Genomic DNA, 26,186 nt, shown 5'->3' on the forward strand with positions numbered 1-26,186 from the left:
GCAAGACCGGCAGAGACGACGAGGAGCCGGTGATGGACTCTTCCCAGATGGGAAACGACCTCGAGAACGTGTTGTTCACCGAGGCACAGATTCACGCGAAGCTCGAAGAGCTCGCTGCGCAGATCTGGCGTGACTACGAGGGCAAGGACGTGCTGCTCGTCGGTGTGCTCAAGGGCGCAATCCTCGTCATGGCCGACCTCATGCGAGCGCTGCCGGGCTCGGTGCCGATGGACTGGATGGCCGTCAGTTCCTACGGCTCGGGGACGAAGAGCTCCGGCGTCGTGCGCATCCTCAAGGATCTCGACGCCGACATCTCCGGCCGCCACGTCCTCATCGTCGAGGACATCATCGACTCCGGCCTGACGCTGAGCTGGATCCGCAGCAACCTCGAGTCGCGCAACCCCGCGTCGGTCGAGATCTGCACGCTGCTGCGCAAGCCGGAGGCTGCGAAGGTCGAGATCGACTGCAAGTACGTCGGATTCGACATCCCCAACTCCTTCGTCGTCGGCTACGGGCTCGACTTCGACGAGAAGTTCCGCAACCTGCGCGACATCGGCACGCTCGCGCCGCACGTGTACTCCTGATCGAGCGTCCTCGCGGCGCTGACGCCGGCGTCGCCACCGGCCGCGCCGGACGACGCACGGTTGCGCTGTGCGCGAACCCGCGGCGCAGCGGCGCGTTCAGTGGGTCACACTGTCCTATCGAGACGCATCTGCTGTCGTCGCGCGCAGGGAGCGGGAACATCGCCGCCGCGCCGCGCGTTGGCGGTTTGTTGACTGGCACTTCTTCGATGAGAGGGTCGGGGCTCGCCCCGCAAACAGATGAACGCTAAGAAAATCATGCGCACGCCGGGCCTGTACGTGGTCCTCGCGCTCGCCGTGGCGCTGCTGTTCTACATGTTCAGCAACATCGGCGGGTATTCGCGCATCGACACCTCGCAGGCCATTTCCCTCATCAACGCCGAAAAGGTCGAGAGTGCGAAGGTCACGCCCGACAGCGTCAGTCTGACGCTGCAGGACAAGCAGGACATCGGCAAGCTCAAGGACGTCAAGCGCGTCGAGGCCGACTACGTCGACGCGCGCGGCAAGCAGGTCGTCGACTCCCTGAGCGCGCACACGCCCCCGAAGGGATACACGGACGACCCGCAGCGTCAGGGCATCTTCGTCACCCTGCTGATGAACATCCTGCCGATCCTGCTGCTCGTCGGTCTGTTCTGGTTCCTCATGAGCCAGGCCCAGGGCGGCGGTTCAAAGGTCATGCAGTTCGGCAAGTCGAAGGCGAAGCTGCACAGCAAGGACATGCCGACGACGAAGTTCAGCGACGTCGCGGGCGCCGACGAGGCAGTCGAGGAACTCAAGGAGATCAAGGACTTCCTCGCCGACCCCGAGAAGTACGAGAAGATCGGTGCCAAGATCCCCAAGGGCGTGCTGCTGTACGGCCCGCCCGGCACGGGTAAGACGCTGCTCGCACGCGCCGTCGCCGGCGAGGCGAACGTGCCGTTCTACACGATCTCAGGTTCTGACTTCGTCGAGATGTTCGTCGGTGTTGGTGCGAGCCGTGTGCGTGACCTGTTCGCGCAGGCCAAGGAGAACAGCCCCGCCATCATCTTCGTCGACGAGATCGACGCCGTCGGCCGCCACCGCGGCGCCGGCCTGGGCGGAGGCCACGACGAGCGTGAGCAGACGCTCAACCAGCTCCTCGTCGAGATGGACGGCTTCGACGACCGCACGCGCGTCATCCTGATCGCGGCGACCAACCGCCCCGACATCCTCGATCCGGCACTGCTGCGTCCCGGCCGTTTCGACCGTCAGATCGCGGTGGAGGCGCCCGACATGGGCGGCCGCCACCACATCCTGCAGGTGCACGCCCAGGGCAAGCCGATGGCGAAGGACGTCGACCTCATGTCGGTCGCGCGCCGCACACCGGGCTTCTCCGGCGCCGAGCTCGAGAACGTGCTCAACGAGGCTGCGCTGCTCACCGCGCGCACCAACGGCACGATCATCACGAACGAGGCCCTCGACGAGGCGATCGACCGCGTCATGGCCGGCCCGCAGAAGAAGTCGCGCCCGATGAGCGCGAAGGAGCGCAAGGTCACCGCGTACCACGAGGGTGGCCACGCCCTCGTCGCCGCCGCGATGAACAACACCGACCCGGTCAGCAAGATCACGATCCTGCCGCGCGGGCGCGCGCTGGGCTACACGATGGTGCTGCCGACCGACGACAAGTACTCGACGACGCGCAACGAACTGCTCGACCAGCTCGCGTACGCCCTCGGCGGCCGTGTCGCCGAAGAGATGGTGTTCCACGACCCGAGCACCGGTGCGAGCAACGACATCGAGAAGGCCACCGACATCGCCCGCAAGATGGTGACGCAGTTCGGCATGAGCGAGAACGTCGGCGCCGTGCACCTCGGCAACTCCGGCGGCGAGGTCTTCCTCGGCCGCGACATGGGCGGCAACAACCGCGAGTACTCCGAGCAGGTCGCCGCGATGGTCGACGTCGAGGTCCGCAAGCTCATCGAGGCCGCACACGACGAGGCCTGGCGCGCGCTCAACAACAACCGCGACATCCTCGACGCCCTCGTGCTCGAACTGCTCGAGAAGGAGACCCTCGACGCGCCGCGCCTGGCTGAGATCTTCTCCGCCGTGCGCAAGGAGCCGGTGCGTGAGGTGTGGCTCTCGAGCGAACAGCGCCACGTCAGCACGCGCGGCCCGGTCATGACGCCCGCCGAACAGCGCGCCATCGACCTCGGCAAGAACCCGCACGCCGACGAGCGTCCCGACGGCGAGATCAGCCTCTACCCGCCGCAGCCGCCGGCCGGCCCTGGCCTGCAGGGCCCCAGCGACGTCGGGCCTGGCCTGGGTGACTGAGCGCCGTGGCTGAGACGCACGACGTGGTCGGCGCCGAGGTCGACCTTGCGCGCCTCGAAGCGGCCGTCCGCGAGATCCTGCTCGCGGTCGGGGAGAACCCCGACCGCGAGGGGCTCGTCGAGACGCCCGCCCGCGTGGCACGCGCCTACGCGGAGATCTTCGCGGGCCTGCGACAGAACCCCGAGGACGTGCTCGTCAAGACGTTCGACGTCGACCACGAAGAGCTCATCCTCGTGCGCGACATCGAGGTCTACTCGACGTGTGAGCATCACCTGGTGCCGTTCCACGGCGTCGCGCACGTCGGGTACATCCCGTCCACGTCCGGCCGGGTGACGGGGCTGAGCAAGCTCGCGCGGCTCGTCGACGTGTTCGCGAAGCGCCCGCAGGTTCAGGAGCGGCTGACGACACAGATCGCCGACGCGCTCGTCGAACACCTCGACGCGCAGGGCGTCATCGTCGTCATCGAAGCCGAGCACCTGTGCATGTCGATGCGTGGCATCCGCAAGCCGGGCGCGCGCACGATCACCTCGGCCGTCCGCGGCCAACTGCGCAACCCCGCGACCCGCGCCGAGGCGATGAGCCTCGTCATGGGCAAGTGACGCACTCGTCGGAGGAACGCATGAGTGAGATGCGCACGGATCGTTCGTCTCCAGGTGATTCGAACGGCAATGCGCTCGACGGTTCGTCGCCGCGTGCGGATGGACCGGTGCGGCGTCCGCTCGTCATGGCAGTCGTCAACGTCACGCCCGACTCGTTCAGCGACGGCGGACGCTGGTTCGACGCGGCCGCCGCGGTCGAGCACGGCCTGCAGCTGGTGGCGCAGGGCGCCGACATCCTCGACGTCGGCGGCGAGTCGACCCGTCCGGGAGCCCAGCGTCCCAGCGCTGACGAGGAGGCCCGACGCGTCATCCCCGTCGTGCGTGAACTGGCCGCCGCGGGTGCGCGCGTGAGTGTCGACACGATGCGCGCGAGTGTCGCCGAGGCCGCCGTCGCTGCCGGAGCGGACATCATCAACGACGTCAGCGGCGCGCTCGCCGACCCAGCGATGCGCGACGTCGCCGCCGCGAGTGACGCGACGTTCGTCGCGATGCACTGGCGCGGGCACTCCGTCGACATGCAGCAGCACACCGCGTACGACGACATCGTCACGGATGTGTGTCGCGAGCTGGCCGAGTCCGTGGCCGCGCTGCGGGAGGCCGGCGTCCGCGACGGCAGGCTCGTCGTCGACCCCGGCTTCGGGTTCGCGAAGACGGCCGAGCAGAACTGGGAACTGCTCGCGCGCATGGGCGAGTTCGACGTCGACGGGCTGCCGGTGCTGTGGGGCACGTCGCGCAAGAGTTTTCTCGGCGTCGCAGGGCGGACGCCGCAGCTCATCGCGGACGGCGCGTCCGTCCCGCCCGCCGCGCGCGACGCCGCGACGGCCGCGACCAGCGTCCTCGCCGCACAGCACGACGCATGGGCGGTGCGCGTGCACGATGTGCCGTCGACGCTCGCAGCGCTCGACGTCGTCGCCACGGCGCGCGGGGCCGTGGCGCCCCGGTCGGCCGGGGAGCGAGTGAGCGGAGGCATGCCCCGATGAGTGACCGCATCACCCTCACCGGCCTCGCCGCGACGGCGTGCCATGGCGTGCTCGACTTCGAGAAGCGCATCCCCCAGCCGTTCGTGCTCGACATCAGCCTCGACGCCGACCTGGGCCCCGCGGGCCGCAGCGACGATCTCGAGGCGTCGCTGTCGTACGCCGACGTCGCCGCGCGCGCCGTCGAGGTGTGCTCCGGCGAGCCGGTCGATCTCATCGAGACGCTCGCCGAGCGCGTCGCCGACGCCTGCCTCGCGTGGGAGATCGTCGAGGCGGTCGACGTCACCGTCCACAAGCCGCACGCTCCCGCAGGTGTCGCGTTCACCCCGTCGACCGGGGCGTTGGCAGGCCCGTCGGTGAGCGTTCGCCGCGAGCAGCGCCGCCGCGTCGTCGTCGCGATGGGCACGAACCTCGGACGGCGGGTCACGACGTTGCGCGCGGCGCTCGACTCGCTGCGGGCGCTCGAGGGGTTCGAGGTGACCCAGGTGTCGCCCCTCGTCGAGACCGACCCCATCGGGGGCGTCGCGCAGCCCGACTACCTCAACGCCGTCGTCGTCGGCGTCACCCGGCTCGCGCCGGGGCACCTCATCCGCGAGCTGCATCGCATCGAAGCCGATCACGGCCGCGTCCGCGGTGAGCGCTGGGGCGCGCGCACCCTCGACCTCGACGTCGTGACGCTCGGCGAGGCCGGTCGCGAGGACGAGATCGTGCTCGCCGACGAGCGCGACGGGGTGCAGGCCGGCGCGGCGGACGCGTCATGGTCGCCCCTCGCCCTGCCGCACCCGCGGGCTCATGAGCGCGCGTTCGTGCTCGTCCCGTGGGCCCAGGCGGCGCCGTGGATGGCGGTGCGCACCCCTGACGGCGTCCTGCCGCTGCTCGACGCCGTGCAGCGCGTCGATGCGTCCGGGGTGCGCCGCGGCCCGTCGTGGGACGACGACGACCACATCGACCTCGAGGAAGGCCTGACATGAAGCCCGTCCGACCGGTCACCGCCGTCGTCGCGGGGCTGCTCGTCGCGCTCATCAGCGGCGGCCTCCTGCAGCTGATGCGCAACAGTGGGCGCGCCGTGCCGCAGCACTCGTGGTGGGAGGTGCTCGTCGTCCTCGCGGCGTGCGGGCTGCTCGTCGCAGGCGGATGGCGCATCCGCGACGAGGTGCGCGCCCGCACGAAGGCGAAGAAGGAAGCGGACGCCGCGCGCCGCGCCGGGTCCGACGAGAGCGAGATCCGCGCGGCCGCCGCAGCCGTCGTCCAGGGGAGCGAGACGGTGGCGCCCGACACGGCCCGACGTATCGTCGTGCTCTCGCAGACGGCCGCCATCGGTGGCGGCATCCTCGCCGGATGGTATGCGGGGCAGGCCGTCACCCAGCTCGCGCGCCTCAGCGTGCCGTCCGTCCGTTCGGCCGTGCTGCTGCTCGGGGTGCTCGTCATCAGCTCTGTCGTGCTCAGCGTGCTGGGGTTCCTCGTGCAGCGCTGGTGCACGATTCCCGACGACGAACGCTGACGCGCAAGCCCGCTCCCTTGCAGGCTGGATCGGTGGACGGCTGCACGCGTCGACCGTGAACCGCGCAGGTGGTCAAGAGTTCGCGGCCGCTTCACAGCGCCCCGCATGACGATGGGGCCCGTTCGTGGTGAACGGGCCCCATCGTCATGCGGGGCGCGGGTGCTGAGGCCCGCCGGCTGGCGTCAGTTCTCTCGACGTCCGGCGAACGCCGCGCCACCGATGGCGACGACACCCGCCGCAGCGAGGCCGATGCCGGCGAGGTTCATCGAGTCGTGACCGACGTAGTCGGTCTCGACCTTCGGGCCCTGACCGCCGCCCGTCGTGTGCGACGGCGACGGCATCGCCGTGGAGCTGGCCGTGTTCGTGGACGGCGCCGTCGGGTTGGTGCTCGTCGTGGGGCTCGTCGACGTGGTGGTCGAGCTCGACGACGTCGGGCTCGTCGAGGTGGACGTCGTCGGCGACGTGTTCGTCGACGTGGTGGTCGAGGTCGAAGGGGCCGAAGCCGTCACCGTGATGGAGTCGACGACCTTCGTGCCGCTCTTGTAGGTGCAGGCGCTGTCGAGGGACGCAGTCGTTCCGTCCGCCTTGGTGCCCGTGAACGTGGACGTGAACCTGTCAGGCGCCGAGATCGTGTACGTACCGGCGTTCTTCGGCGTCATCGTTGTGTCGGGCGAGCCCGCCAGGGGCAGCACGAGGTGGCCGTCGGGCCCGAAACCGCCGTAGGTGCCGTCGTTGACCCAGCCGTTGTTGAAGATGTGCGTCTTCGCGGTCGTCAGCTGCACGTCCTGCGTGGTCGTGCCGTCGGGGCCCGCGATCGTCACCGTATTGGGCGTCGACCCGCTGACGTAGTTCCAGCCGAGGAAACCGGCCATCGCGTTGCCGAGGTCGCCCGGCAGCGTGATCTGGCCCGTGACCTTCGAGACGGTGATGGGCGAACCGACGGTGCCGCTCGTCGGAGCGTTGGTGTCGATGGCGACGGTGACGTCCTTGGCGCCGACGGCCGTGTCGCACGTGTAGACGAGTTCCGTGGCCGCGCTGGCGCTCGGCGCCATGGCTGCGACACCGATGAGGGAGGCACCGCCGACGAGGCTGAGAGCGCCGAGCGATGCAAGACCGCGGCGGGTGCGAGAGGCGGGGCGAACTGAGTGCTTGCTCATGGAAAACAACTCCTGAGGGTCGAAACAGGGGGTCGACGGGCGCAGGCCCTACCTGAGCGTAACCCCATGTGACGTGACACACATCGCTTTTGCGGCGGTTCACCTACGGAAGCGTAGGTTTTCTCGGTGCGCGAGACGAGGGCCGCGCGATCCGGCGTGGCTCGGACGAACGATGGGGCGGTGTCGCTGCCTGGCGCTCAGGCCGGGCCCGTACCGTGCGCAAGGGCTGCATCTACTTGTCGATATCTGATTGACAAATGAGACCCACCTCGCTGCGCCGAGGCCGGCATGCTTCGCACGTCGGCCTCAGCTCCGCTCGGCGAGACTCATTTGTCTATGTCCCCGACCACAAAGAACATCGACCCCAAGATCGCCACCATGTCGGCCAAGAGTTGCCCCCTCATCACCTCGCCGAGGCACGCCATGTTGTTGAACGACGCCGAACGCAACTTCAACCGCCACGGCGTCTTCTCACCGCGCGACACGATGTAATACCCGTTGAAACCGAGCGGATTCTCCGTCGCCACATACCCATCGCCCTCAGGCACCTTCAGCACCTTCGGCAACTTCACGTTCACCGGCCCCGGCGGCAAGCTCCGCAGCACTTCGATGCAGGCGTCCGCGAGATCGAGCGACACATGCGTCTGATCGAGCAACACCTCGAGACGAGCCAGCGAATCACCCTCGGAGCGCGTGATGACGCGCCCCGGCCCGCCCGGAGCGAACAGCTCTCCGTAGGCGAGATATGGGTCGTCGCGGCGCAGGTCGACGTCGACGCCCGACGCGCGCGCGATCGGCCCGGTGATGCCGTACTGCTCGACCATCTCGCGAGAGACGACGCCAACGCCCTTCGTCCGCGCATTCAAGATCGGATTACCGACGATGAAGCTCTCGATCTCCGGCATGCGTGAACGCACGAGAGAAACGGCCGCCGCGGCGCGATCGAGCCACCCGGCCGGAATGTCGTCGCGCAGGCCGCCGACGCGGTTGAACATGTAATGCAGGCGGCCGCCCGCGATTTCCTCCATGACGCCCTGCAGCTCTTCGCGCTCACGGAACACGTAGAACATCGGCGTGATGGCGCCCAATTCGAGTGGATACGAACCGAGGAACATGAGGTGATTGAGCACGCGATTCAACTCGGAGAGCAGCGTCCGCGTCCACGTCGCGCGCTCAGGCACCTCCATGCCCAGCATCTTCTCGACGGCTAGGGCCACGCCGATCTCACTGCTGAACGCCGACAGCCAGTCGTGACGGTTCGCGAGCACGAGGATCTGACGGTAGTCGCGCACCTCGAACAACTTCTCGGCGCCGCGGTGCATGTACCCGACGATCGGCTCGCACTTCGTGATGCGCTCTCCGTCGAGCGTGATGCGTAGGCGCAGCACGCCATGTGTCGCCGGATGCTGCGGGCCGATGTTGAGCACCATGTCCGACGTCGCGAGCCCACCCGCGCCCATGCCGACGGTGAGTTCACGCGGGGACGACGCAGGAGACGACATGCCCCCAGTTTGCCAAACGCGACGACGCCCGCCGCGGCGCCGCGCCCTGATGGAGTGGGGCACGTGGGCGACGAGGCGTGACGACGTGGCAGACGACGGCGTGGCGAGGTGACCTGGGGGCCGTGGTGGCCGAGTTGCGGCTGAGGACTGACGTCGCGAGTAGCGCCGGGGCCATCAGGGCGGGGCCGTGCGCCGCGCGTCGGTATATCGGCGTGGTGGGGAGCCTCGGGCGCGCGCGTGCGGTGCGGTGCGCGCGCCGGTTGGGGGCTGAAACTCCGCTATACGGGCTTTCGGCTCTCAGCACGGTCCTTCCGGGCTGTGATCCCGCATGGCGGCGTTTCGGCGCTGAGGTGCGCAACCCCGGTGGGTTGCGCACCTCGTGGCGATTCCGGGCCGAGGGGCCGAGGCGACAGCGTCGTGGCGGCCGTAGGCCCTCAGCGGCTCAGCGCGTGACGCACTCTTCGTCGCGCGTGGGGCGGACGTCGTCGAGCCAGCGTTCGATCTCGGCGTCGTGTTCGGCCGCGACGACGGGGCCGAAGCTCTCCGCGTGACGCGACTCGTCGAGACGCACGAGCACGACACCGCCGACGATGAACGCGCCGCCGACGACCTGGACGAGCGTCGGGGCCTCGCCGACGAACATCCACGCGAAGGCGACGGCGAACAGCACCTCGAGCAGCGAGATGAACGACGCGACCGTCGTGCCGAGGGCGCGGGCGGCGTAGATGCCCGTCGCGTAGGCGAGGGCCGCAGCGATGAGCGCGAGGCCGAGCACCGGCACCCAGAACGGCATCTGCGAACCGGCGAACGTGACGTCGGCGGTGCTGACCGAGACCGGCTGCACGCCGAGTGCGCACATCGCGAGCAGGATGACGGCGCCGACGCTCATGCCGCCACCGGCGAGTGCGATCGGGGGCAGCTCCGACTCCTCGTCGCCCGCGATGACGAAGTACACCGTCAGGCACAGCGCGGCGCCCAGCGCCCACGCGATGCCGATGGGGTCGACGCTGAAACCGTTGAACACGTCGAGCACGAACAGCAGCCCGACGATGGCCGCAGCCGTCCCGGCGATCGTCAAGCGCCGCGGCGTGCGGCCGTAGCGCGCCCACGCCCAGCCGACGAGCAGCATCGGCGCGAGGTACTCGATGAGCAGTGCGACACCGACGCTGACGTGCGTGACGGCGTTGAAGTAGAACAGCTGGCAGCCGGCGACGCCGAAGATGCCGTAGAGCACGATCGGCTTGATGTTGTCGCGCAGCACGTGCCAGCGCCCACTCAGCGCCATCGCCGTCGGGATGGCGAGCGCGAGCGCTGCGATGCTGATGCGGGCCGCGACGGCCGTGACGGGCGTCCACCCGGAGCCGAGCAGTGCCTTCGCGAACGAACCGGACGTGCCGAACGCCGCACACGAGACAATGGCGATGATGAGGCCCATGCTCGTGTGGGACATCGCGCCGGATCGGCCCGCGCGCCTGCGGGTGGCGACGGGGATGGGCTCGATGTCGTGTGCGATCTGGCTGGGAGCCATGGGGGAACACCTCCAACTCTCGTGTAAGTGGTCAAAACCAGGAACACCGGTTACGTTAGACCTGGAAGAGGTCAGGAGTCAAAATGCCCTTTGGTCATGACACGGAGGACGGTCTGCTGTCCGTCGCCGCGCTCGTCAACACCGCCACGCCCGACGACACCCTCACCGAGATCGCCGACCTCGACGCCTTCGTCGAGTCCTGGGGGTACACCGGCACGCACGAGCGCACGCACGCCGAACTCGACGAGGTGCGCGCCCTGCGCCCCCGATTCCTCGAGGCGTGGTCACTGTCGCGCGACGAACTCGTCGCGTTCGTCAACGAGGTGATGCTGCAGTACCGTGCGCTGCCGCAACTCGTGCGTCATGACGAGTGGGATTACCACCTGCACGCGACGCCGTCCGACGCGCCACTGGCGAGTCGCATGGCGGTCGACGCCGTCATGGCGTTCGTCGACGTCATCCGCGCCGACGAACTCGACCGCCTCAAGATGTGCGCCGGTGACTGCGGGGGAGTGCTCGTCGACCTGTCGAAGAACCGCTCCCGCCGCTACTGCGATCGCGGGTGCGGAAACCGCGCCAACGTCGCCGCCTATCGCGCGCGCAAGGCGGCCGAATCGGTGTCCTGACGCTCGGCTCCGTTCGGCCCTGTCGATGCCGCGTCAGTCGTCAGCACCTTCGCCGAGGTCGGGCAGCCCGTTGCGCGCGAGGCGCTGTCGCGAGATCTCGTAGCCGACGTTCGTGCCGACGAGCATGAGCACGCCCGCGACGAGGTTGTAGTACCAATTCGCCGAACTGAAGTCGAGCATGACGTAGAGCGCGACGGCAACGAGGGAGACGATGCAGATCCACGTCGTGACGGGCGCGCCGGGCAGGCGGAAGTCGACAGCACGAGGATCGAGCCGAGGTAGAAAACGCCGAGGCGCACGACGACGGAGCTCATGGCGCGCGGCATCGATGAGCGCGGGCCCCGCGGCCGACAGGCGTTCGCCGGTGCCGAGAAACAGCCCGACCCCGATGGCGATCATCTGGATCTGCAGGTTGCCGGGGGACTGCTTGTACCCGGCGTCGCCTCGATCCTCGTACGTCGCCTCCTGGGTGCTGGACGCGTCCTGTTCGCTCGCGGCCGGGCCTCGACTTTTCCCGCCGGGTGCCTCGGTCGCGCGACTCGCGCCGCCGGAAGCGTTGCTGCTGTGGGCCGTTCGACTCCCCCTCGCCGGACGCGGCCAGGTGGCGCGTCTCGAGGCTGATCGTGCCAGGCGGGGGCGACAACCCGGCACGACGGGCGTTTTCGGGTGGTCGAGGGTGGCGGTGGCCGCGTCAGCCGATCGCCCGCGTGTACCACGCGAAGGCTCCGAGGCCACGCGGATGCGTTGCCGTCGCGAGCGCCGAGCGGGCCGCGAGACGAGCGAGGTAGACGGGTGGGTCGCTCGAGGCGAGGGCGAGCGGAACGGGTTCCAGGGCCAGCTCGCCGAACAGTTCGAGCAGCACGTCACGCTGGGTGCGCACGTCGTCGACATCGAGGGAATCGAGTGCGACGTGCGCCGTCACGTCGCACGAACCGTCGGGAACGGGCGCGCACTCGCTGCCGTCACGAAAGCCGGTGAGGGTGCCGAACGGCGGCCGCGTGGCGCTCGTGGACGCGTAGTCGATTCCGACCACGACGCTGCCAGCCGCGGCATGACGCGTCACCTCCGCGACGAGCGCCTCCCAGGCCGCATCACGCGTCATGCCGATCTCGACCCGCTCGCCGGGTTCGCGACGGGTGGCGTTCTCGCGGCCATCGGCCGGAGGTAGGGCGTCGTCAGGCACGGGGTGGGGCGGTGGATCGTCGGGGGCATCGATCGTGGGCTGGGCCGCCGACGAATGTGGACGAAGATCGCCGACGTGGACAGGAATCGCCGTTGGGGCATGACGGGCGGCCCACCGGGCGGCGTCGGGAGGGAGTGGGGCGCCGAGCGTCTCGTCCCCGTCGGGCGTGACGAGTACCTCGCGCAGGACACCGTCGTCGTCAGCCTCCGCGATGTCGCACGGCACGACGTCGAGCCACTCGTGCGCGACGACGAGCGCCCGACGACCTGCGATGATGTCGAGCGACGGAATCGACGCCCCTCCCGCAGAACGCACCCAGGCGATGCGGCTGCTGAGTTCGGGCGGACGCTCGACGACGTCCACGCCCACGAGGTCAACGCGATCAACGAACCGGCTGATGGTGTCGAGCAGTTCGCCACGGCCGCAGGCAAAGTCGACGACAACGTCCGCGTCGATGCGTTCGGCCATGGCGACGATCGCCTGCGCGAGCACCTCGTCGACGCCCGGAATGCCCTGCGCGTTCGTCGCAAAATGGCCCCCGGGGCCCTCGTCACGTCGATAGAAACCGTCACGTCCGTAGAGCGCGGCCTGCCAGGCGTCGCGCCACGGCACCGCGTGGCTCACCGGCATGTCGGAGTTCTCGAACTGCTGCGTCACGTCGCGACTCTACGTCGCGTCCACGCGTCGACCGCCCATGTCCCGACCGTGACGGCGGCAGAATGGGGCCATGCCCTTCCTCTCGCTCGAGGCCGACCTGCCGCCGGCGCGACGCGTCATCATCGCGGGGCCGTCGGGCAGCGGCAAGACGACGGCGTGTGCGCTCGTCAGCGATCGGATCGGGGTGCCGCATCATGAGATCGACGCGCTGTTCCACGGCCCCGGGTGGCAACCGCGCCCGCAGTTTCATGACGACGTCGCGCGGTTCGTCGCGACCGAGGCGTGGGTCACCGAGTGGCAGTACGGCGAGGTGCGTGGCCTGCTCGCCGAGCGCGCCGAACTGCTCATCTGGCTCGATCTGCCGCGCGGCACCGTGACGCGGCAGGTCGTCAGCCGGACGCTGCGGCGACGACTGCTTCACCAAGAACTGTGGAACGGGAACACCGAAGGCCCGCTGCGCACCTTCTTCACCGACCCTGAGCACATCGTGCGCTGGTCGTGGCAGGGCCACGCGCGCTACCGGGGGCTCATCGGCGACGTCGCAGCTCGACGACCTCAGCTGCCGATCGTCCGCGTTTGTTCGCGACGTGAGCTGACGCATCTGATCGAGCGACTGTCCCGCCCCTGAGCGCCGGCAGCGCATCGAGACGAGTCGCCGCACTGACGGCCCGACGTGCGACGCCGCGTCTCGTCGAGCGGCCCGAAACGCACGCACCGAGCGCCGGGCGCGCCCGTCGAGCGACCAACGCGCATCCCTCACCGAGCACACGGCCCCGCAGTGATTCGAGGACCTCGCGGACGGGAGTAGCGTTGGGCGGGTGACTTTCGAGCAGCCGACCCCGCTCCCGGGCGCGCCGAGCCTGCGCGTCGGCGTCATCGGTGCGGGGCGAGTCGGTGCGGTGCTGGGGGCGGCGTTGCGCAAGGCGGGGCATGACGTCGTCGCCGTCAGCGGTGTGTCCGAGGCGAGCCGCGAGCGGGCTGAGGCGCTGCTGCCCGGAGTCCCCGTCCAGCAGCCGGCCGGCGTCGCAGCGGCCGCCGATCTCGTCCTGCTCACCGTGCCCGACGACGAACTCGCCGCTCTGGTCCACGGCCTCGACTTCCCCGGCACGCTCGGCCCGCGCATCGTCGTCCACACGAGCGGCGCGCAGGGCATCGGCGTGCTCGCGCCCGTCGTCGAGGCCGGCGGGGTGCCGCTCGCGATCCACCCGGCGATGACGTTCAGCGGCACCGCGGTCGACCTGACGCGCCTCGCCGGCTGCCCGTTCGCCGTCACGGCGATGCCCGACCACCGCATGGTCGCCGACGCGCTCGTGCTCGACATGGGCGGCGAGCCGTTCACCGTCGACGAGGCCGATCGCACGCAGTACCACGCGGCGCTCGCGCACGGCTCGAACCACCTCGTCACCCTCGTCGCGCAGGCCGCCGAGCTGCTGCGCCGCATCGACGTCGACGACCCGGGCCGCCTGCTGCGTCCGCTGCTCGAGGCCGCGCTCGACAACGCCCTCGAACGCGGCGACAAGGCGCTGACGGGCCCCGTCGCGCGCGGTGACGCGGGCACGTTGACGCGTCACCTCGACATGCTCGACGCGCTCGCCCACACTGGTGTGGCACTCGACATTGCCCCGACCTACCGCGCGCTCGCGCTCGCGACCGCGCAACGCAGCTCGGCGCGCGGCGCTCTCACCCCGACGCAGATCGACGCCGTCCTGACCGCGCTCGACGGGCCACCAGACCAGGGCGGGGTGGGCCCCGAGCCCCCGACGCCCTGATCCGTCCGCTCCGATCGTTCCTCCACAATCTCCGACACCCACCCCGTCAGGTTCGAGCCCCGTCCCTGACCACGCCACCGGGAGCCACGCATGACCGCACCTGTCGTCACCCACGCCCGCACCGAGTTCGCCGACGCCCGCGGCCGCTTCGGCGGCAGCGTCGGCGTCGTCATGACGATGGGGGCCCTGCACGAGGGGCATGCGACGCTCATCCGTCGCGCGCGCGAGGAGAACGACGCCGTCGTCGTCACGATCTTCCTCAACCCCCTGCAGTTCGCGGCGGGGGAGGACCTGTCGCGCTACCCCCGCACGCTGCAGCGCGACCTCGAGATCTGCGAGCGCGAGGGCGCCGACCTCGTGTTCGCTCCGAGCCCTGACGTCGTCTACCCCGACGGTGAGCCGGGCGTGCGCGTCTCGGCGGGCCCGCTGGGCGGCGTCCTCGAAGGTGCGTCGCGCCCCGGGCACTTCGACGGGATGCTGACGGTCGTCAACAAGCTGCTCAACATCGTGCACCCGACACGCGCCTACTACGGCCAGAAGGACGCGCAGCAGTTGCTGCTCATCAAGCGCATGGTGCGTGACCTCGACATGTCCGTCGAGATCGTCGGCGTACCGACCGTCCGCGAGTCCGACGGGCTCGCCCTCAGCAGCCGCAACGCCTATCTGAGCGAAGCCGACCGCGAGGTCGCGCTGTGCCTGTCGAAGGCCCTCCAGGCCGGTGAGGCCGCTCGTAACTCCGGCCCCGCCGCTGTACGGCGCGCTGCGCGGGACGTCCTCGTGCGCGAACCGCTGGCCCTCGTCGACTACCTCGTGCTCGTCGACCCGGTCACGTTGGAGCAGGTGCCCGAGTACTTCCGCGGGGAGGCGCTGCTCGCCGTCGCGGCCAAGGTCGGTACGACCCGGTTGATCGACAACGTCCCCCTCGTCGTCGGCGGTCGCGAGGCCTGAACCGCGGCCTCGTAGACTGAACACCTGGAGCGGCCCGGCGACGCGGCTGCACGTGAAAGGAAGTGGAGCCCGTGGACAGCCTGTGGCCGGCCATCGAGACGCTCATTCCGTCGATCGGAATTCTCGGCCTGTTCTACCTCATCCTGCGTCACATCATGGAGGGCGACCGGCGTGAACGCGTCGCGCAGGCGCAATGGGAGCGCGAACACGACCTGACGAAGGGTGCCGTCGCGCCCGGCGAGGAGGAGGCGCGTCTGCAGAATGCGCACCTGCCGAAGGCTGCACCCGGAACGATGAGTTCTCGCGCGACGACGCCCCCGGAATGATCGCCCCCATTCCAGTCGCGTGAATTGCGTCTGAAAAAATACTCGGGGAAAGAGCGAAATCGGTTGCCGGGTTTCGCTCTTTCGCTTATCGGACGGTAATGTCGGGTTCGTCGCCTCGCCCCTGCGAGGCAGAATCATTCGCACTTCGAAAGGAGCCGATCATGGCTCAGCGCATCCATGTCACGCTGGAAGACGACATCGACGGCTCGGACGCGAGCGAGACCATCCAGTTCGCCCTCGACGGTGTGAACTACGAGATCGACCTGTCCGACGAGAACGCCGCCAAGCTGCGTGATTCTCTCGCCACCTGGGTCGGTCACGCTCGTCGGGTCGGCGGTCGTAAGCAGCAGTCGAAGGCGTCCTCCACGCGCGGCGGTGGTCGTTCCGACCTCAATGCCATTCGTGACTGGGGCCGCGCGAACGGCTGGACGGTCAGTGACCGAGGCCGCGTCTCGGCCGACCTCATGAAGGCCTACGACGCCGCCACGAAGAACTGACGTTCGCCACGGCGCGAAGAACTTCCAGAGAGGCCCTGTGCTTTCCGTGTGGAAAGTGCAGGGTCCTTCTGTCGTGTCGGCTCGACGCGCTTGCGTGCTCTTGTCTCGTTGTTTGATTCGTTCAGCGGAGCAGGGCGTCCATCGGGTCGGGCCGGTCGAGTCGTTCGTCGAGCACGTCGTGGAGGTCGAGCTGCCGCAGGGAGCCGGGCTTGGTGCGGGCCGTCTCGATCTCGTCCCACGTTCGCGGCGTGGCGACGAACGGCCGGTTGCGGCCACGCAGCGACCATGGGGTGATGGTCGTCTTGGCCGCGACGTTCTGCGACCAGTCGATGAACACCTTGCCGGGGCGTAGTGATTTCGTCATCTTCGCGGTGATGAGTTCGGGGCGCATCTCGGTGAGCTTCTCCGCGAGGGTGCGGGCGAACTCGCGAATGTCGTCACTCGAATGGGTGCCGTCGAGGCGTGCGTAGATCTGCATTCCTTTGCTGCCCGAGGTGACAGGAACGCTGGGCCAGCCCAGAGAACCGAGCAGTTCATGCAGCATGACGGCGACCGCGGCGCATTCGTCGAGCCCCGCGGGAGCGCCCGGGTCGAGGTCGAGAACGATGCGGTCAGGATTTTCGCGTTCGCCATCCCGCCAGCGCCACTGGGGTGTGTGGAATTCGAGGGAGGCGAGGTTCGCGAAATAGCTGAGCGCGGCTACGGAATCGACGAACGGGTAGGTGACCTTGTCGATCTCTTCACGTTCGATCCAGTGCGGTGCGCCCGATGGGGTGTTCTTCTCGAAGAACTCGAGTTTTCCCACACCATGCGGAAAACGCAGCCGGGTGACTGGCCGGTCTTTCGTCTGCGCGAGAATTCGCGGTGCCACGCTCGCGTAATAGTGCAGTACCTCACCCTTCGTCGTCTCCGTCGCGGGGTACAGGATCTTGTCGAGATTCGTCAGGCGCAGCGTCCGCCCGTCGACCTCGACGACGGTGGGGCTCACCTCGGGGCTCATGCGTCGTCCTCACGTGCGGCGATGTCGAGGCGCAGCCCGGTGTATGCGGGCTGACGCAGCCGCCCGCCGGCGCTGCGCCCCAGGTGGGTGACGTCGACGAGGATCTCGGGGCGCACCCAGTGGGTGCCGACGGCGTCCTCCGCGGCGAGAGCATCGCGCGGCACGGCCGGCTCGGGCGCCGGCGTCAGCCACTCGAGCAGCGCGCGCCCGGCCGCGGCCGAGAATCCGGTGCCGACGCGTCCGCGATAGACGAGCTCGCCGTCGGCCCATTCGCCGACGAGGATCGCGCCCAGCGCGCCGGCGGTGCCGTCGACCGGTCGCCAACCGAGGACGACGAACGTCTCGCGGGTGCGGTGGACGCTCTTGAGCCAGTCCTCGCTGCGCACGCCCGGGCGATACGGTGAATCGACGCGCTTGCTGACGACGCCCTCGAGGCCCGCGTCACGGGTCGCGGCGAGCAGCGCGTCGCCGTCGTCATGCGCGGGCGGCACCTGGATCGCGGAGGCCGTGGCGCTCGATCCGTCGTCGCCCGAGCCACCGATTCCGGCGCCGTCGAGCAGTTCACGACGCGCGCTCCACGGCAGGGTGATGACGTCGTGCCCGGCGGCGCGCAGCACGTCGAACGTCATGAGCTGCACAGGAGTTCGTGCGAGGGCCGCGGCTTCGTCGGGGCTGGCGGCGCGCATGCGTGAGCGTCCGCCGCCGGGGGCGAGTCGGTGCATGACGGCGCGGAAGTCGGGCCGCCCGTTCGTCAGGGCGACGAGCTCGCCGTCGAGGACGAGGTCGTCGAAGTCGCGCAGGCGTGAACCGGTGATCTCGGGGAAGCGCGCGGAGCAGTCGGCGCCGGAGCGCGTCGCGATCGTCACCTCACCGCCGCGGACGGTGACGATGGCGCGGATGCCGTCCCACTTCACCTCGTGGCGCCACGCGGGCCCGCTCGGCACGTGAGGTGTCGGTGTCGCGAGCATCGGGCGCATAGGCTCACCCTAGATGTGACACCGCACGAGCGAGAAGGGCGCGAAGGGCATGCGAGCGATCTGGAAGGGTGCCGTCAGTTTCGGCCTCGTCAACGTGCCGGTACGCCTGTATTCGGCGACGGAGAACCACGACGTGCAGTTCCGTCAGGTGCACGAGAAGGACGGCGGACGCATCAAGTACCAGCGTGTCTGCTCGATCGACGGCGAGCAGGTCGCCTACAGCGACATCGCGAAGGGGTACGAGACGCCCGAGGGGCAGATGGTCGTGCTGACGGACGCAGACCTTGCCGACCTGCCGCTCGTCACGAGCAAGGAGATCGCCGTCGACCGGTTCGTGCCGGCCGAGCAGATCAGCCCGCTCGTGCTCGACAAGGTCTACTACCTCGAGCCCGACAAGGCGGCACTCAAGCCGTACGCCCTGCTGCGTAGCGCGCTCGAGGAGAGCGGGCGCGTCGCCGTCGTCACGGTGTCGTTGCGCACGCGCGTGACGGTGGCCGTCCTGCGCGTCGAGGGCAAGGCCATCGTCCTGCAGACGTTGCTGTGGCCCGACGAGGTGCGCGAGCCCGACTTCGCCGTCCTCGAGGCGAAGGCGGAGGTGACGGATTCAGAGCAGGCGATGGCGGCGATGCTCGTCGAGTCGTTGTCGGGTGACTTCGACCCCGAGGCGTACGAGGACACCTACGAGCAGGCCGTGCGCGAGGTCGTCGAGGCCAAGCTCGCGGGCGGCGAGGTCAAGGAACCCGAAGACAAGCCGGAGGAGAGCGCCGAGGTCGTCGACCTGCTCGCCGCCCTGCAGGCCAGCGTCGACCGGGCCAAGAAAGCACGCGGCGAAGCAGCGAGCTGACGCGCTCAGCCGCGCTGGGCGCCGTGTGATACTCGGACGATGACGGCGAACCCCGACGCGCCCGACGTCTACGACGCTTCGTTCGAGCAGCAGATCGGGGTGTTCATCGACCAGCACCGCGCCATGATCGCTGCGTCCCTCGACGGGTTGAGCGAGGCCGAGGCCCGACGTCGGCTCGTCCCGTCGACGACGACGCTGCTCGGCCTGGTGAAGCACGCGACGTTCGTCGAACGGGTCTGGTTCGAGGAGGCCCGTACAGGGCACAGCCGTGCAGAACTCGGCCTGCAGCCCGGGCCCGACGAGTCGTTCGACCTGACGGACGCCGACACGTCGGCGTCCGTGCTCGACGTTTTCGCTCGCGTCTGCGAACGATCGCGACGCGCCGTGGACGGGGTGGGCGGCGACACCATCTGGTCAGGAAACCGGCGCGGCCCGTTGAGCGTTCGCTGGATCCTGCTCCACGTGCTTCGCGAGCATGCCCAGCACTGCGGGCACGCCGACATCCTGCGCGAACAGGTCCTCATGGAACGTAGCCGCTCAAGGTGATCGCCCCGGCGCCCCGGCTGTTGGCGGCGCCGGCCACGTCGATCGGTGCGGAGCGCCCCATCGGGGCAGGTGTCAGCGCTCGACGCGGACGACGCGGTTCGTCAGCAGGTCGTGGGCCGCACGTCTGACGAGCGCGTTGGCATCCGGGTGCTCGCCGAGGGTGGCGGTGCAGACGTCGACGAGGTCAGCCAGCGAGCGGGGGCCGTCGAGCAGCGTCAGGTGGATGACGGCGCCGAGACCGTGCAGGTGCGCGGGCGTCGAGCCGATGAGCGTCAGCACCTCGAGCGCGTCCTCGTCGACGAGGGCGTCGACGAAGGGTGCGAGCGTCAGAACGGTGTCGCTGGTCAGGGCCTCGGCGTTGTCCGCAGGGCTCGCGACGGGATCCTCGCGCGAGGCGAAGGCGCGATCATCGCCGCCATCGCCGGCCGTGACGGCGGCAGCCAGCGTCGCCGACGCGAGCGGCTGGTAGGGGTCGACGTCGGGCTGCTGCGTCCACCACGTGCCGGGCACGTGACGCCAGAACGGCTCCTGCGGCGCCAGCGTGAACACCTCGCGCAAGAGGGGGAGCGTGTCGGCGATCTCGCGATAACGCAGACGTTGGACGCCGCCGCCGGCGAGGGCTATCCGGGCGAGCAGGTCGAGGCAACCGTCGATCTGCGGCATCGCCGACGACTGCGGCAGGATGAGCGTCAACGCCTCGAACAGCGGCATCTCGCTCAGCTCTGCCTCGCCGGGCTCGTGAGTGCCGGCGCTGTTGTCGTCCTCGGCATCGATACGGTCGGGCGCGGCGCGCGTGGCGTCAGCTTCCGCATCGCCGCCGTTGACGCTCTCGTCAGGGCGGGCGTCGTCACGAATGCGGTCGAGCAGGACGAGCGGCCCGAGCCGCAACGCGCCCTCACGAGGCGGCGCCATGTCGAGGTCTTCGGGGCAGTGCTGCGTCTTGACGCCGGAGACACCCGGGTTGACGAGCACCGACAGCGGCTTGGGGTAGGCCATGACGTCGCGGCGGTCGTTGAAGATGAGCGTCTCGTCGGTGACGTAGCCGTAGCCGTGCGTGCAGTAGTGCTGCGTCGCCGTCGTCTTGCCGGTGCCCGATGCTGCGAACAGACCGGCGACGACGCCCGTGTCAGGGTCGCAGACTCCACCGGCGTGGAGCATGACAAACTCGCCCGCACGCGTCGAGATGGCGCGGCCGGTGAGCGTCGTCGTCAGCGTGTAGTCGCCGGTGTCTGAGCCGCTGCCGGGGGCGTCATCGATTCGATCGACGGTGATCGTCTTTGCGATGTCGACCCGCTCGACCTCAGCCGTCCCGGCTGCTCGCAAGCCTGCGGCGCTCTCGCTGCCGACCGAACTGCCACCCCGACCCACCCGATGTGGCGCGCTCGGCAAGGGCGCGATCGTGCGCTGTGACGGCGCGTCCGGGCGGCACCAGTGCCACTGACGCGCGACGGCGTCACGACGCTCGGGCTGCACGTTCACCGCGAAGTCGAGGCCGAAGACGCGAAGCTCGAGGGGGCCGTCAGTCACGTGTCCAGCCTATCCGTGACGACCGTCATGGGTGGGGCAGACCCACGAGGGCATGCGCCCCTGCCGACCGGGATCGGGGCGCGAGGTTCCGCCCTGGGCGAACGCAGCAGCCAAACGCGCCCGGAGCGGAACACGGCGGGCACACGCGGCGTTGGCACCTTCGAAGACCGGTGGTGGATCCGGCGTCACGCTGACGTCGTCACCCGCCCCGGCTAGCATCGTGTGAGATCTCGGCATCGAGGAGATGACATGTTCGAACGGTTCACCGACCGCGCCCGTCGGGTCGTGGTGCTCGCGCAAGAAGAAGCGCGCATGCTCAACCACAACTACATCGGCACGGAGCACATCCTCCTGGGCCTCATCCACGAAGGGGAGGGCGTCGCCGCGAAGGCGCTCGAATCCCTGGGTATCTCGCTGGACGCCGTCCGCGAGCAGGTTCAGGAGATCATCGGCCAGGGGCAGCAGACGCAGTCCGGCCACATTCCCTTCACGCCGCGCGCGAAGAAGGTTCTCGAGCTGTCCCTGCGCGAGGGGCTGCAGCTCGGTCACAGCTACATCGGCACCGAGCACATCCTGCTCGGCCTGATCCGCGAGGGTGAGGGCGTCGCCGCGCAGGTGCTCGTCAAGCTCGGCGCAGACCTGTCGACGGTGCGCACCACCGTCATCCAGCTCCTGTCCGGATACCAGGGCAAGGGCGAGCCGCAGGCCGCGGGCGTCGGCGCGTCGTCGTCGGGAGGCCCCGCCGAGGGCACCCCGGCCGGTTCGACGGTGCTCGACCAGTTCGGTCGCAACCTCACGCAGGCTGCCCGTGAGGGCAAGCTCGACCCGGTCATCGGGCGTGAGAAGGAGATCGAGCGCGTCATGCAGGTGCTGTCGCGCCGTACCAAGAACAACCCGGTGCTCATCGGTGAGCCCGGCGTCGGCAAGACCGCCGTCGTCGAGGGTCTTGCCGCTGACATCGTCACGGGTGACGTGCCGGAGACACTCAAGGACAAGCACCTCTACACCCTCGACCTCGGCTCGCTCGTCGCCGGTTCGCGCTACCGCGGTGACTTCGAGGAGCGCCTCAAGAAGGTGCTCAAGGAGATCCGCACGCGTGGCGACATCATCCTGTTCATCGACGAGATCCACAGCCTCGTCGGTGCCGGTGCGGCCGAGGGTGCCATCGACGCTGCCTCGATCCTGAAGCCGATGTTGGCTCGTGGCGAGCTGCAGACGATCGGTGCGACGACGCTCGATGAGTACCGCAAGCACATCGAGAAGGACGCGGCGCTCGAGCGCCGGTTCCAGCCGATCCAGGTCAACGAGCCGACGATCCCGCAGGCCATCGAGATCCTCAAGGGTCTGCGCGACCGCTATGAGGCGCACCACCGCGTCACGATCACGGACGCCGCGCTCGTCGGGGCCGTCAACATGGCCGACCGGTACATCACCGACCGCTTCCTGCCGGACAAGGCGATCGACCTCATCGATGAGGCGGGCGCGCGTCTGCGGATCCGTCGCATGACGGCTCCGCCGGAGCTGCGCGAGTTCGACGAGAAGATCGCTCACGTGCGTCGTGAGAAGGAATCGGCCATCGACAGCCAGGACTTCGAGAAGGCCGCTGCCCTGCGTGACGACGAGCGCAAGCTCGTCGAGGAGAAGGAGGCCAAGGAGAAGGAGTGGAAGGCCGGCGACGTCGACCTCGCCGCCGTCCTCGACGAGGAGCTCGTCGCAGAGGTTCTCGCCGCGTCGACCGGTATCCCCGTGTTCAAGCTGACGGAGGAGGAGTCCTCGCGTCTGCTGCGCATGGAGGACGAGCTGCACAAGCGCGTCATCGGCAACGACGACGCCATCAAGGCACTGTCGCAGGCCATCCGACGCACGCGTGCCGGCCTCAAGGACCCGCGCCGTCCCGGTGGTTCGTTCATCTTCGCCGGCCCGACGGGTGTCGGCAAGACGGAGCTCGCCAAGTCGCTCGCCGAATTCCTCTTCGGTGACGAGGACGCGCTCATCACGCTCGACATGTCCGAGTACGCGGAGAAGCACACCGTCTCGCGTCTGTTCGGTTCGCCCCCCGGCTACGTCGGCTACGAAGAGGGTGGCCAGCTGACGGAGAAGGTGCGTCGCAAGCCGTTCTCGGTCGTGCTGTTCGACGAGGTGGAGAAGGCTCACGCCGACATCTTCAACTCGCTGCTGCAGATCCTGGAGGACGGTCGCCTGACCGACAGCCAGGGCCGCGTCGTCGACTTCAAGAACACCGTCATCATCATGACGACGAACCTCGGCACGCGCGACATCGCGAAGGGCGTCTCCCTCGGCTTCGCCGCGGGCAACGACCAGCGCAGCAACTACGACCGGATGAAGGCGAAGGTCGGCGAGGAGCTCAAGCAGCACTTCCGTCCCGAGTTCCTCAACCGTGTCGACGACACGATCGTGTTCCCGCAGCTGTCGCAGGCCGAGATCGTCGAGATCGTCGACCTCATGGTCGCGAAGCTCGACGAGCGCCTCAAGGATCAGGACATGGCGATCGAGCTCACGCAGGGCGCGAAGGATCTGCTCGCAAAGCGCGGGTACGACCCGGCTCTCGGTGCTCGTCCGCTGCGTCGCACGATCCAGCGCGAGATCGAGGACCAGCTGTCCGAGAAGATCCTCTTCGGCGAGATCTCGAAGGGCGACCTCGTGCTCGTCGACGTCGAGGGCGAAGGCAAGGAGGCGACGTTCACGTTCTCCGGCACGCCGATCTCGCTGTCGAAGCACACGCGGGCGTCTGACAAGGTCGACACCGACATGAAGGGCGCGACGCCGAGCAGTGACGACCTGTCGGGTCCGATCGACTTCGGTGGCGCCGTCGGCGGTGGTCCCGGTGGCGGCGAAGGCGCTGCCGCGGTCTGATCGACGTTCCGACCGTGTCTGATGCGCGGTGACCTGTGCGGTGCGGCCCGCCTCCCTGGGGGGAGGCGGGCCGCACCGTCGTGTTCTCGTCGGGTGGGCTTGACGGGGTTCGTCAGCTGGGACGCGCGGCTGCGGCCCCGAAGCGAGTGCCTAGGGTGGAGTGCATGAGTTCCGTCGTGCTTCGCCGTGCCCGCGCCGCCGATGTGCGAGGCATCCGACGGCTCGTGACGCCGTACGTGGAGTCGAAGGCGATCGTCGACAAACCGGCCGTCAGCTACTACGAGAACCTGAGCGAGTTCATCGTCGCCGAGCTCGACGACGACATCGTCGGATGCGGTGCGCTCCACGTCATGTGGGAGGACGTCGCGGAGGTGCGAACGCTCGCCGTGTCCGGCGACGTCCGCGGCCACGGCGTCGGAGGGCGCCTGCTCGACGCCCTCATCCACCAGGCGCGCATCATCGGCGTCGACCGCGTGTTCTGCCTGACGTTCGAGACCGCCTTCTTCGCGCGCCACGGGTTCGTCGAGATCGAAGGCATCCCGATCGAGCGAACCGTCTACGACGAACTGCTGCAGTCGTACGACGAAGGTGTCGCCGAATTCCTCGACCTCGACCGCGTCAAGCCCAACACCCTCGGCAACACGCGCATGCTGCTGACGCTCTGACGATCGGAAGAGCGCGGTTGAGCAAAACGTTTGTTGCCCATTCGTTAGCCGATGCAGAGGTGCATGCATGGGTTCGACGACTACTGTGAGCCGGTTGGCCGTTCTTGGACGAGTGGCCGCGCCTCATTGACCACCCATCAGGGAAGGGCCATCGCACATGGTTCACCTTCTTGCAGCGGACGCGACCGGGCCGATCTCCCACGCGTCGTCCGGGCAACTCACCCTCGCGGCGCTCGCCGGCATCGCCGTCGTCGTCCTCGCGATCAGCGCGTTCAAGCTCCACCCGTTCCTCGGCCTCATCCTCGGCAGCGCGGCGCTCGCCGCCGTCGCCCAGGTGCCAGGCAAGGCCGCCGTCGACAGCTTCACGACCGGTTTCGGCAAGACCGCCGGCTCCGTCGGTCTGCTCGTCGCCCTCGGTGCGATGATCGGTCAGCTGCTCGCCGACTCCGGCGGCGGCAACGCGATCGTCGACAAGCTCGTCGGCGGCGTCAAGGCCTCCGCACTGCCGTGGATGATGGCGCTCGTCGCCGCGATCATCGGCCTGCCGATGTTCTTCGAGATCGGCGTCGTCCTGCTCATCCCGATCGTCCTGTCGGTCGCGCGCCGCACGAAGCAGCCGGTGCTGCTCATCGGCATCCCGGCCCTCGCCGGCCTGTCGGTGCTCCACGGTTTCGTGCCGCCGCACCCCGGCCCCGTCGCCGCGATCGAGGCCGTCCACGCCAACACCGGCCGCACCCTGCTGTTCGGCATCATCGCCGCCATCCCGACGCTCATCGTCGCCGGCCCGCTGCTCGGGCGCCTCGTCGCGCGTCTCGTGCCCGTCGATGCTCCTGCGGCGCTCGCTGCCGACGGCTCGGTCCGCGACGCGGGTTCGGGCGCGCATGGCGGTGGCGAGCACGACGGCGCCACCGCCGTCGACGCGAAGAACGACACGACGCCCACGCGTCGCCCGTCGTTCGGTGCAGCGATCACGTGCATCCTGCTGCCCGTCGTCCTCATGCTCATCTCGGCCATCGCCGAGATCGCCGGCATGAAGAAGGGCACGGCGCTGTCCGTCATCGAGTTCCTCGGCAACCCGCCGGTCGCGCTGTTCATCTCGACCATGGTCGCGATGATCCTGCTCGGCAAGGGCGCCGGCCTGTCGATCGCGAAGACGAACGGCATCATGAGCGCGGGCCTGCCCGCCGTCGCCGGCATCATCCTCATCGTCGCCGCCGGCGGTGGCTTCAAGACGCTCCTCGTCGACGCGGGCGTCGGCAACGTCATCAAGGACTGGGCAGACGGCAGCAACTTCTCTCCGCTGCTGCTCGCGTGGCTCGTCGCCGTCGGCATCCGTCTCGCGACGGGTTCGGCGACGGTCGCGACGATCACCGCCGCCGGCATCGTCGCGCCCATGGTCGCCCACCTCGACGCCAACCAGCTCTCCCTCGTCGTGCTCGCGATCGGCGCCGGCTCGCTGTTCTTCAGCCACGTCAACGACGCCGGGTTCTGGCTCGTCAAGGAGTACTTCGGCCTCAGCGTCGTGCAGACCCTCAAGTCGTGGTCGCTCATGGAGACGGTCATCTCCGTCGTCGGCTTCGCCTGCGTCTGGATCCTGCACCTCATCGTCTGAG

Annotated in this window: 25 protein-coding genes; 17 read left to right on the forward strand and 8 right to left on the reverse strand. The window is 69.0% G+C overall.

All coding sequences use genetic code 11. The features are described 5' to 3' along the window. The first annotated feature begins 32 nt into the window (after positions 1-32). The 6 genes from hpt (at position 33) to ABH936_RS09255 (ending at position 5,947) form a co-directional block, all read left to right on the forward strand. Positions 33-584 (forward strand): hypoxanthine phosphoribosyltransferase, encoded by a 552-nt coding sequence (gene hpt / locus ABH936_RS09230; RefSeq protein ID WP_038571717.1) that lies wholly within the window; start codon positions 33-35, stop codon positions 582-584. Positions 585-821: 237 nt separating this feature from the next. Then, positions 822-2,870, forward strand: a complete 2,049-nt coding sequence (ftsH, locus tag ABH936_RS09235) for an ATP-dependent zinc metalloprotease FtsH (RefSeq protein WP_404603082.1) — start codon at positions 822-824, stop codon at positions 2,868-2,870. A 5-nt stretch (positions 2,871-2,875) separates the two neighbouring features. Beyond that, positions 2,876-3,469 carry a GTP cyclohydrolase I FolE gene (gene folE / locus ABH936_RS09240; RefSeq protein ID WP_006944026.1) on the forward strand — a complete coding sequence of 198 codons (594 nt, stop codon included), beginning with the start codon at positions 2,876-2,878 and terminating at the stop codon, positions 3,467-3,469. 29 nt (positions 3,470-3,498) lie between these two features. Then, entirely contained in the window at positions 3,499-4,449 is a 951-nt protein-coding gene (gene folP, locus ABH936_RS09245; RefSeq protein WP_404603107.1) for a dihydropteroate synthase, read from the forward strand. Beyond that, positions 4,446-5,417: a 2-amino-4-hydroxy-6-hydroxymethyldihydropteridine diphosphokinase gene (gene folK, locus ABH936_RS09250; RefSeq protein WP_136788509.1), complete on the forward strand. Its 972-nt coding sequence runs from the start codon at positions 4,446-4,448 to the stop codon at positions 5,415-5,417. The genes folP and folK overlap by 4 nt, the downstream gene beginning before the upstream one ends. After that, a complete protein-coding gene (locus ABH936_RS09255) occupies positions 5,414-5,947 on the forward strand; it encodes a DUF3180 domain-containing protein (protein ID WP_136788510.1) in 534 nt (177 codons plus the stop codon). The genes folK and ABH936_RS09255 overlap by 4 nt, the downstream gene beginning before the upstream one ends. Positions 5,948-6,129: 182 nt before the next feature. Here ABH936_RS09255 and ABH936_RS09260 read toward each other — a convergent pair whose 3' ends face one another. The 3 genes from ABH936_RS09260 to ABH936_RS09270 all read right to left on the reverse strand — a co-directional run bounded on the left by ABH936_RS09260 (position 6,130) and on the right by ABH936_RS09270 (position 10,134). Continuing rightward, positions 6,130-7,104, reverse strand: coding sequence for a DUF6801 domain-containing protein (locus ABH936_RS09260; RefSeq protein WP_404603083.1), 975 nt, complete (start codon positions 7,102-7,104; stop codon positions 6,130-6,132). Positions 7,105-7,430: 326 nt separating this feature from the next. After that, positions 7,431-8,606 carry an NADH-quinone oxidoreductase subunit D gene (locus ABH936_RS09265; protein WP_144694256.1) on the reverse strand — a complete coding sequence of 392 codons (1,176 nt, stop codon included), beginning with the start codon at positions 8,604-8,606 and terminating at the stop codon, positions 7,431-7,433. Positions 8,607-9,048: 442 nt separating this feature from the next. Continuing rightward, positions 9,049-10,134 carry a DMT family transporter gene (locus ABH936_RS09270; RefSeq protein WP_006943939.1) on the reverse strand — a complete coding sequence of 362 codons (1,086 nt, stop codon included), beginning with the start codon at positions 10,132-10,134 and terminating at the stop codon, positions 9,049-9,051. A gap of 83 nt (positions 10,135-10,217) precedes the next feature. Here ABH936_RS09270 and ABH936_RS09275 point away from each other — a divergent pair, with 83 nt between their 5' ends. Beyond that, positions 10,218-10,760 carry a CGNR zinc finger domain-containing protein gene (locus tag ABH936_RS09275; RefSeq protein WP_006943974.1) on the forward strand — a complete coding sequence of 181 codons (543 nt, stop codon included), beginning with the start codon at positions 10,218-10,220 and terminating at the stop codon, positions 10,758-10,760. Positions 10,761-10,793: 33 nt separating this feature from the next. Here ABH936_RS09275 and ABH936_RS09280 read toward each other — a convergent pair whose 3' ends face one another. Further along, positions 10,794-11,159 (reverse strand): hypothetical protein, encoded by a 366-nt coding sequence (locus ABH936_RS09280; RefSeq protein ID WP_404603085.1) that lies wholly within the window; start codon positions 11,157-11,159, stop codon positions 10,794-10,796. Positions 11,160-11,451: 292 nt separating this feature from the next. Continuing rightward, positions 11,452-12,600, reverse strand: coding sequence for an SAM-dependent methyltransferase (locus tag ABH936_RS09285; protein WP_404603086.1), 1,149 nt, complete (start codon positions 12,598-12,600; stop codon positions 11,452-11,454). Between the two features lie 70 nt (positions 12,601-12,670). On the opposite strand from ABH936_RS09285, the gene ABH936_RS09290 reads away from it, so the two are divergent. The 5 genes from ABH936_RS09290 (at position 12,671) to ABH936_RS09310 (ending at position 16,140) form a co-directional block, all read left to right on the forward strand. Then, positions 12,671-13,228, forward strand: a complete 558-nt coding sequence (locus ABH936_RS09290; protein ID WP_404603087.1) for an AAA family ATPase — start codon at positions 12,671-12,673, stop codon at positions 13,226-13,228. Between the two features lie 190 nt (positions 13,229-13,418). Beyond that, positions 13,419-14,369, forward strand: a complete 951-nt coding sequence (locus tag ABH936_RS09295) for a Rossmann-like and DUF2520 domain-containing protein (protein WP_062256007.1) — start codon at positions 13,419-13,421, stop codon at positions 14,367-14,369. A 90-nt stretch (positions 14,370-14,459) separates the two neighbouring features. Then, on the forward strand, positions 14,460-15,317 hold the full coding sequence (gene panC / locus ABH936_RS09300) for a pantoate--beta-alanine ligase (RefSeq protein ID WP_404603088.1): 858 nt from the start codon (positions 14,460-14,462) through the stop codon (positions 15,315-15,317). Positions 15,318-15,388: 71 nt separating this feature from the next. Continuing rightward, positions 15,389-15,643, forward strand: coding sequence for a hypothetical protein (locus ABH936_RS09305; protein WP_038569485.1), 255 nt, complete (start codon positions 15,389-15,391; stop codon positions 15,641-15,643). Between the two features lie 161 nt (positions 15,644-15,804). Further along, the gene (locus tag ABH936_RS09310) at positions 15,805-16,140 is read left to right on the forward strand and encodes an Lsr2 family protein (RefSeq protein WP_006943971.1); all 336 of its coding nucleotides are present in this window, start codon (positions 15,805-15,807) and stop codon (positions 16,138-16,140) included. A gap of 121 nt (positions 16,141-16,261) precedes the next feature. On the opposite strand, the gene ligD (ABH936_RS09315) is transcribed toward ABH936_RS09310, so the two are convergent. After that, complete coding sequence (gene ligD / locus ABH936_RS09315) at positions 16,262-17,140, reverse strand: non-homologous end-joining DNA ligase (RefSeq protein WP_074045718.1); 879 nt, start codon at positions 17,138-17,140, stop codon at positions 16,262-16,264. Next, entirely contained in the window at positions 17,137-18,117 is a 981-nt protein-coding gene (gene ligD / locus ABH936_RS09320; RefSeq protein ID WP_404603089.1) for a non-homologous end-joining DNA ligase, read from the reverse strand. Before ligD (ABH936_RS09320) ends, ligD (ABH936_RS09315) begins: the two co-directional genes overlap by 4 nt. A gap of 49 nt (positions 18,118-18,166) precedes the next feature. On the opposite strand from ligD (ABH936_RS09320), the gene ABH936_RS09325 reads away from it, so the two are divergent. Both ABH936_RS09325 and ABH936_RS09330 read left to right on the forward strand, forming a co-directional pair. Then, a complete protein-coding gene (locus tag ABH936_RS09325) occupies positions 18,167-18,961 on the forward strand; it encodes a Ku protein (RefSeq protein ID WP_074045716.1) in 795 nt (264 codons plus the stop codon). A 39-nt stretch (positions 18,962-19,000) separates the two neighbouring features. Further along, positions 19,001-19,507: a DinB family protein gene (locus ABH936_RS09330; RefSeq protein WP_404603090.1), complete on the forward strand. Its 507-nt coding sequence runs from the start codon at positions 19,001-19,003 to the stop codon at positions 19,505-19,507. A gap of 72 nt (positions 19,508-19,579) precedes the next feature. On the opposite strand, the gene ABH936_RS09335 is transcribed toward ABH936_RS09330, so the two are convergent. Next, positions 19,580-21,034, reverse strand: coding sequence for a hypothetical protein (locus tag ABH936_RS09335; protein WP_404603091.1), 1,455 nt, complete (start codon positions 21,032-21,034; stop codon positions 19,580-19,582). Positions 21,035-21,283: 249 nt separating this feature from the next. On the opposite strand from ABH936_RS09335, the gene ABH936_RS09340 reads away from it, so the two are divergent. The 3 genes from ABH936_RS09340 (at position 21,284) to ABH936_RS09350 (ending at position 26,185) form a co-directional block, all read left to right on the forward strand. Beyond that, positions 21,284-23,908 carry an ATP-dependent Clp protease ATP-binding subunit gene (locus tag ABH936_RS09340; RefSeq protein WP_038569468.1) on the forward strand — a complete coding sequence of 875 codons (2,625 nt, stop codon included), beginning with the start codon at positions 21,284-21,286 and terminating at the stop codon, positions 23,906-23,908. 164 nt (positions 23,909-24,072) lie between these two features. Beyond that, the gene (locus ABH936_RS09345; protein WP_038569464.1) at positions 24,073-24,573 is read left to right on the forward strand and encodes an amino-acid N-acetyltransferase; all 501 of its coding nucleotides are present in this window, start codon (positions 24,073-24,075) and stop codon (positions 24,571-24,573) included. Between the two features lie 157 nt (positions 24,574-24,730). Next, positions 24,731-26,185, forward strand: a complete 1,455-nt coding sequence (locus ABH936_RS09350) for a GntP family permease (RefSeq protein ID WP_404603092.1) — start codon at positions 24,731-24,733, stop codon at positions 26,183-26,185. Position 26,186 lies beyond the last annotated feature (1 nt).

Source organism: Dermacoccus sp. GAS27A (assembly GCF_044909235.1).
GTDB lineage: Bacteria > Actinomycetota > Actinomycetes > Actinomycetales > Dermatophilaceae > Dermacoccus > Dermacoccus nishinomiyaensis.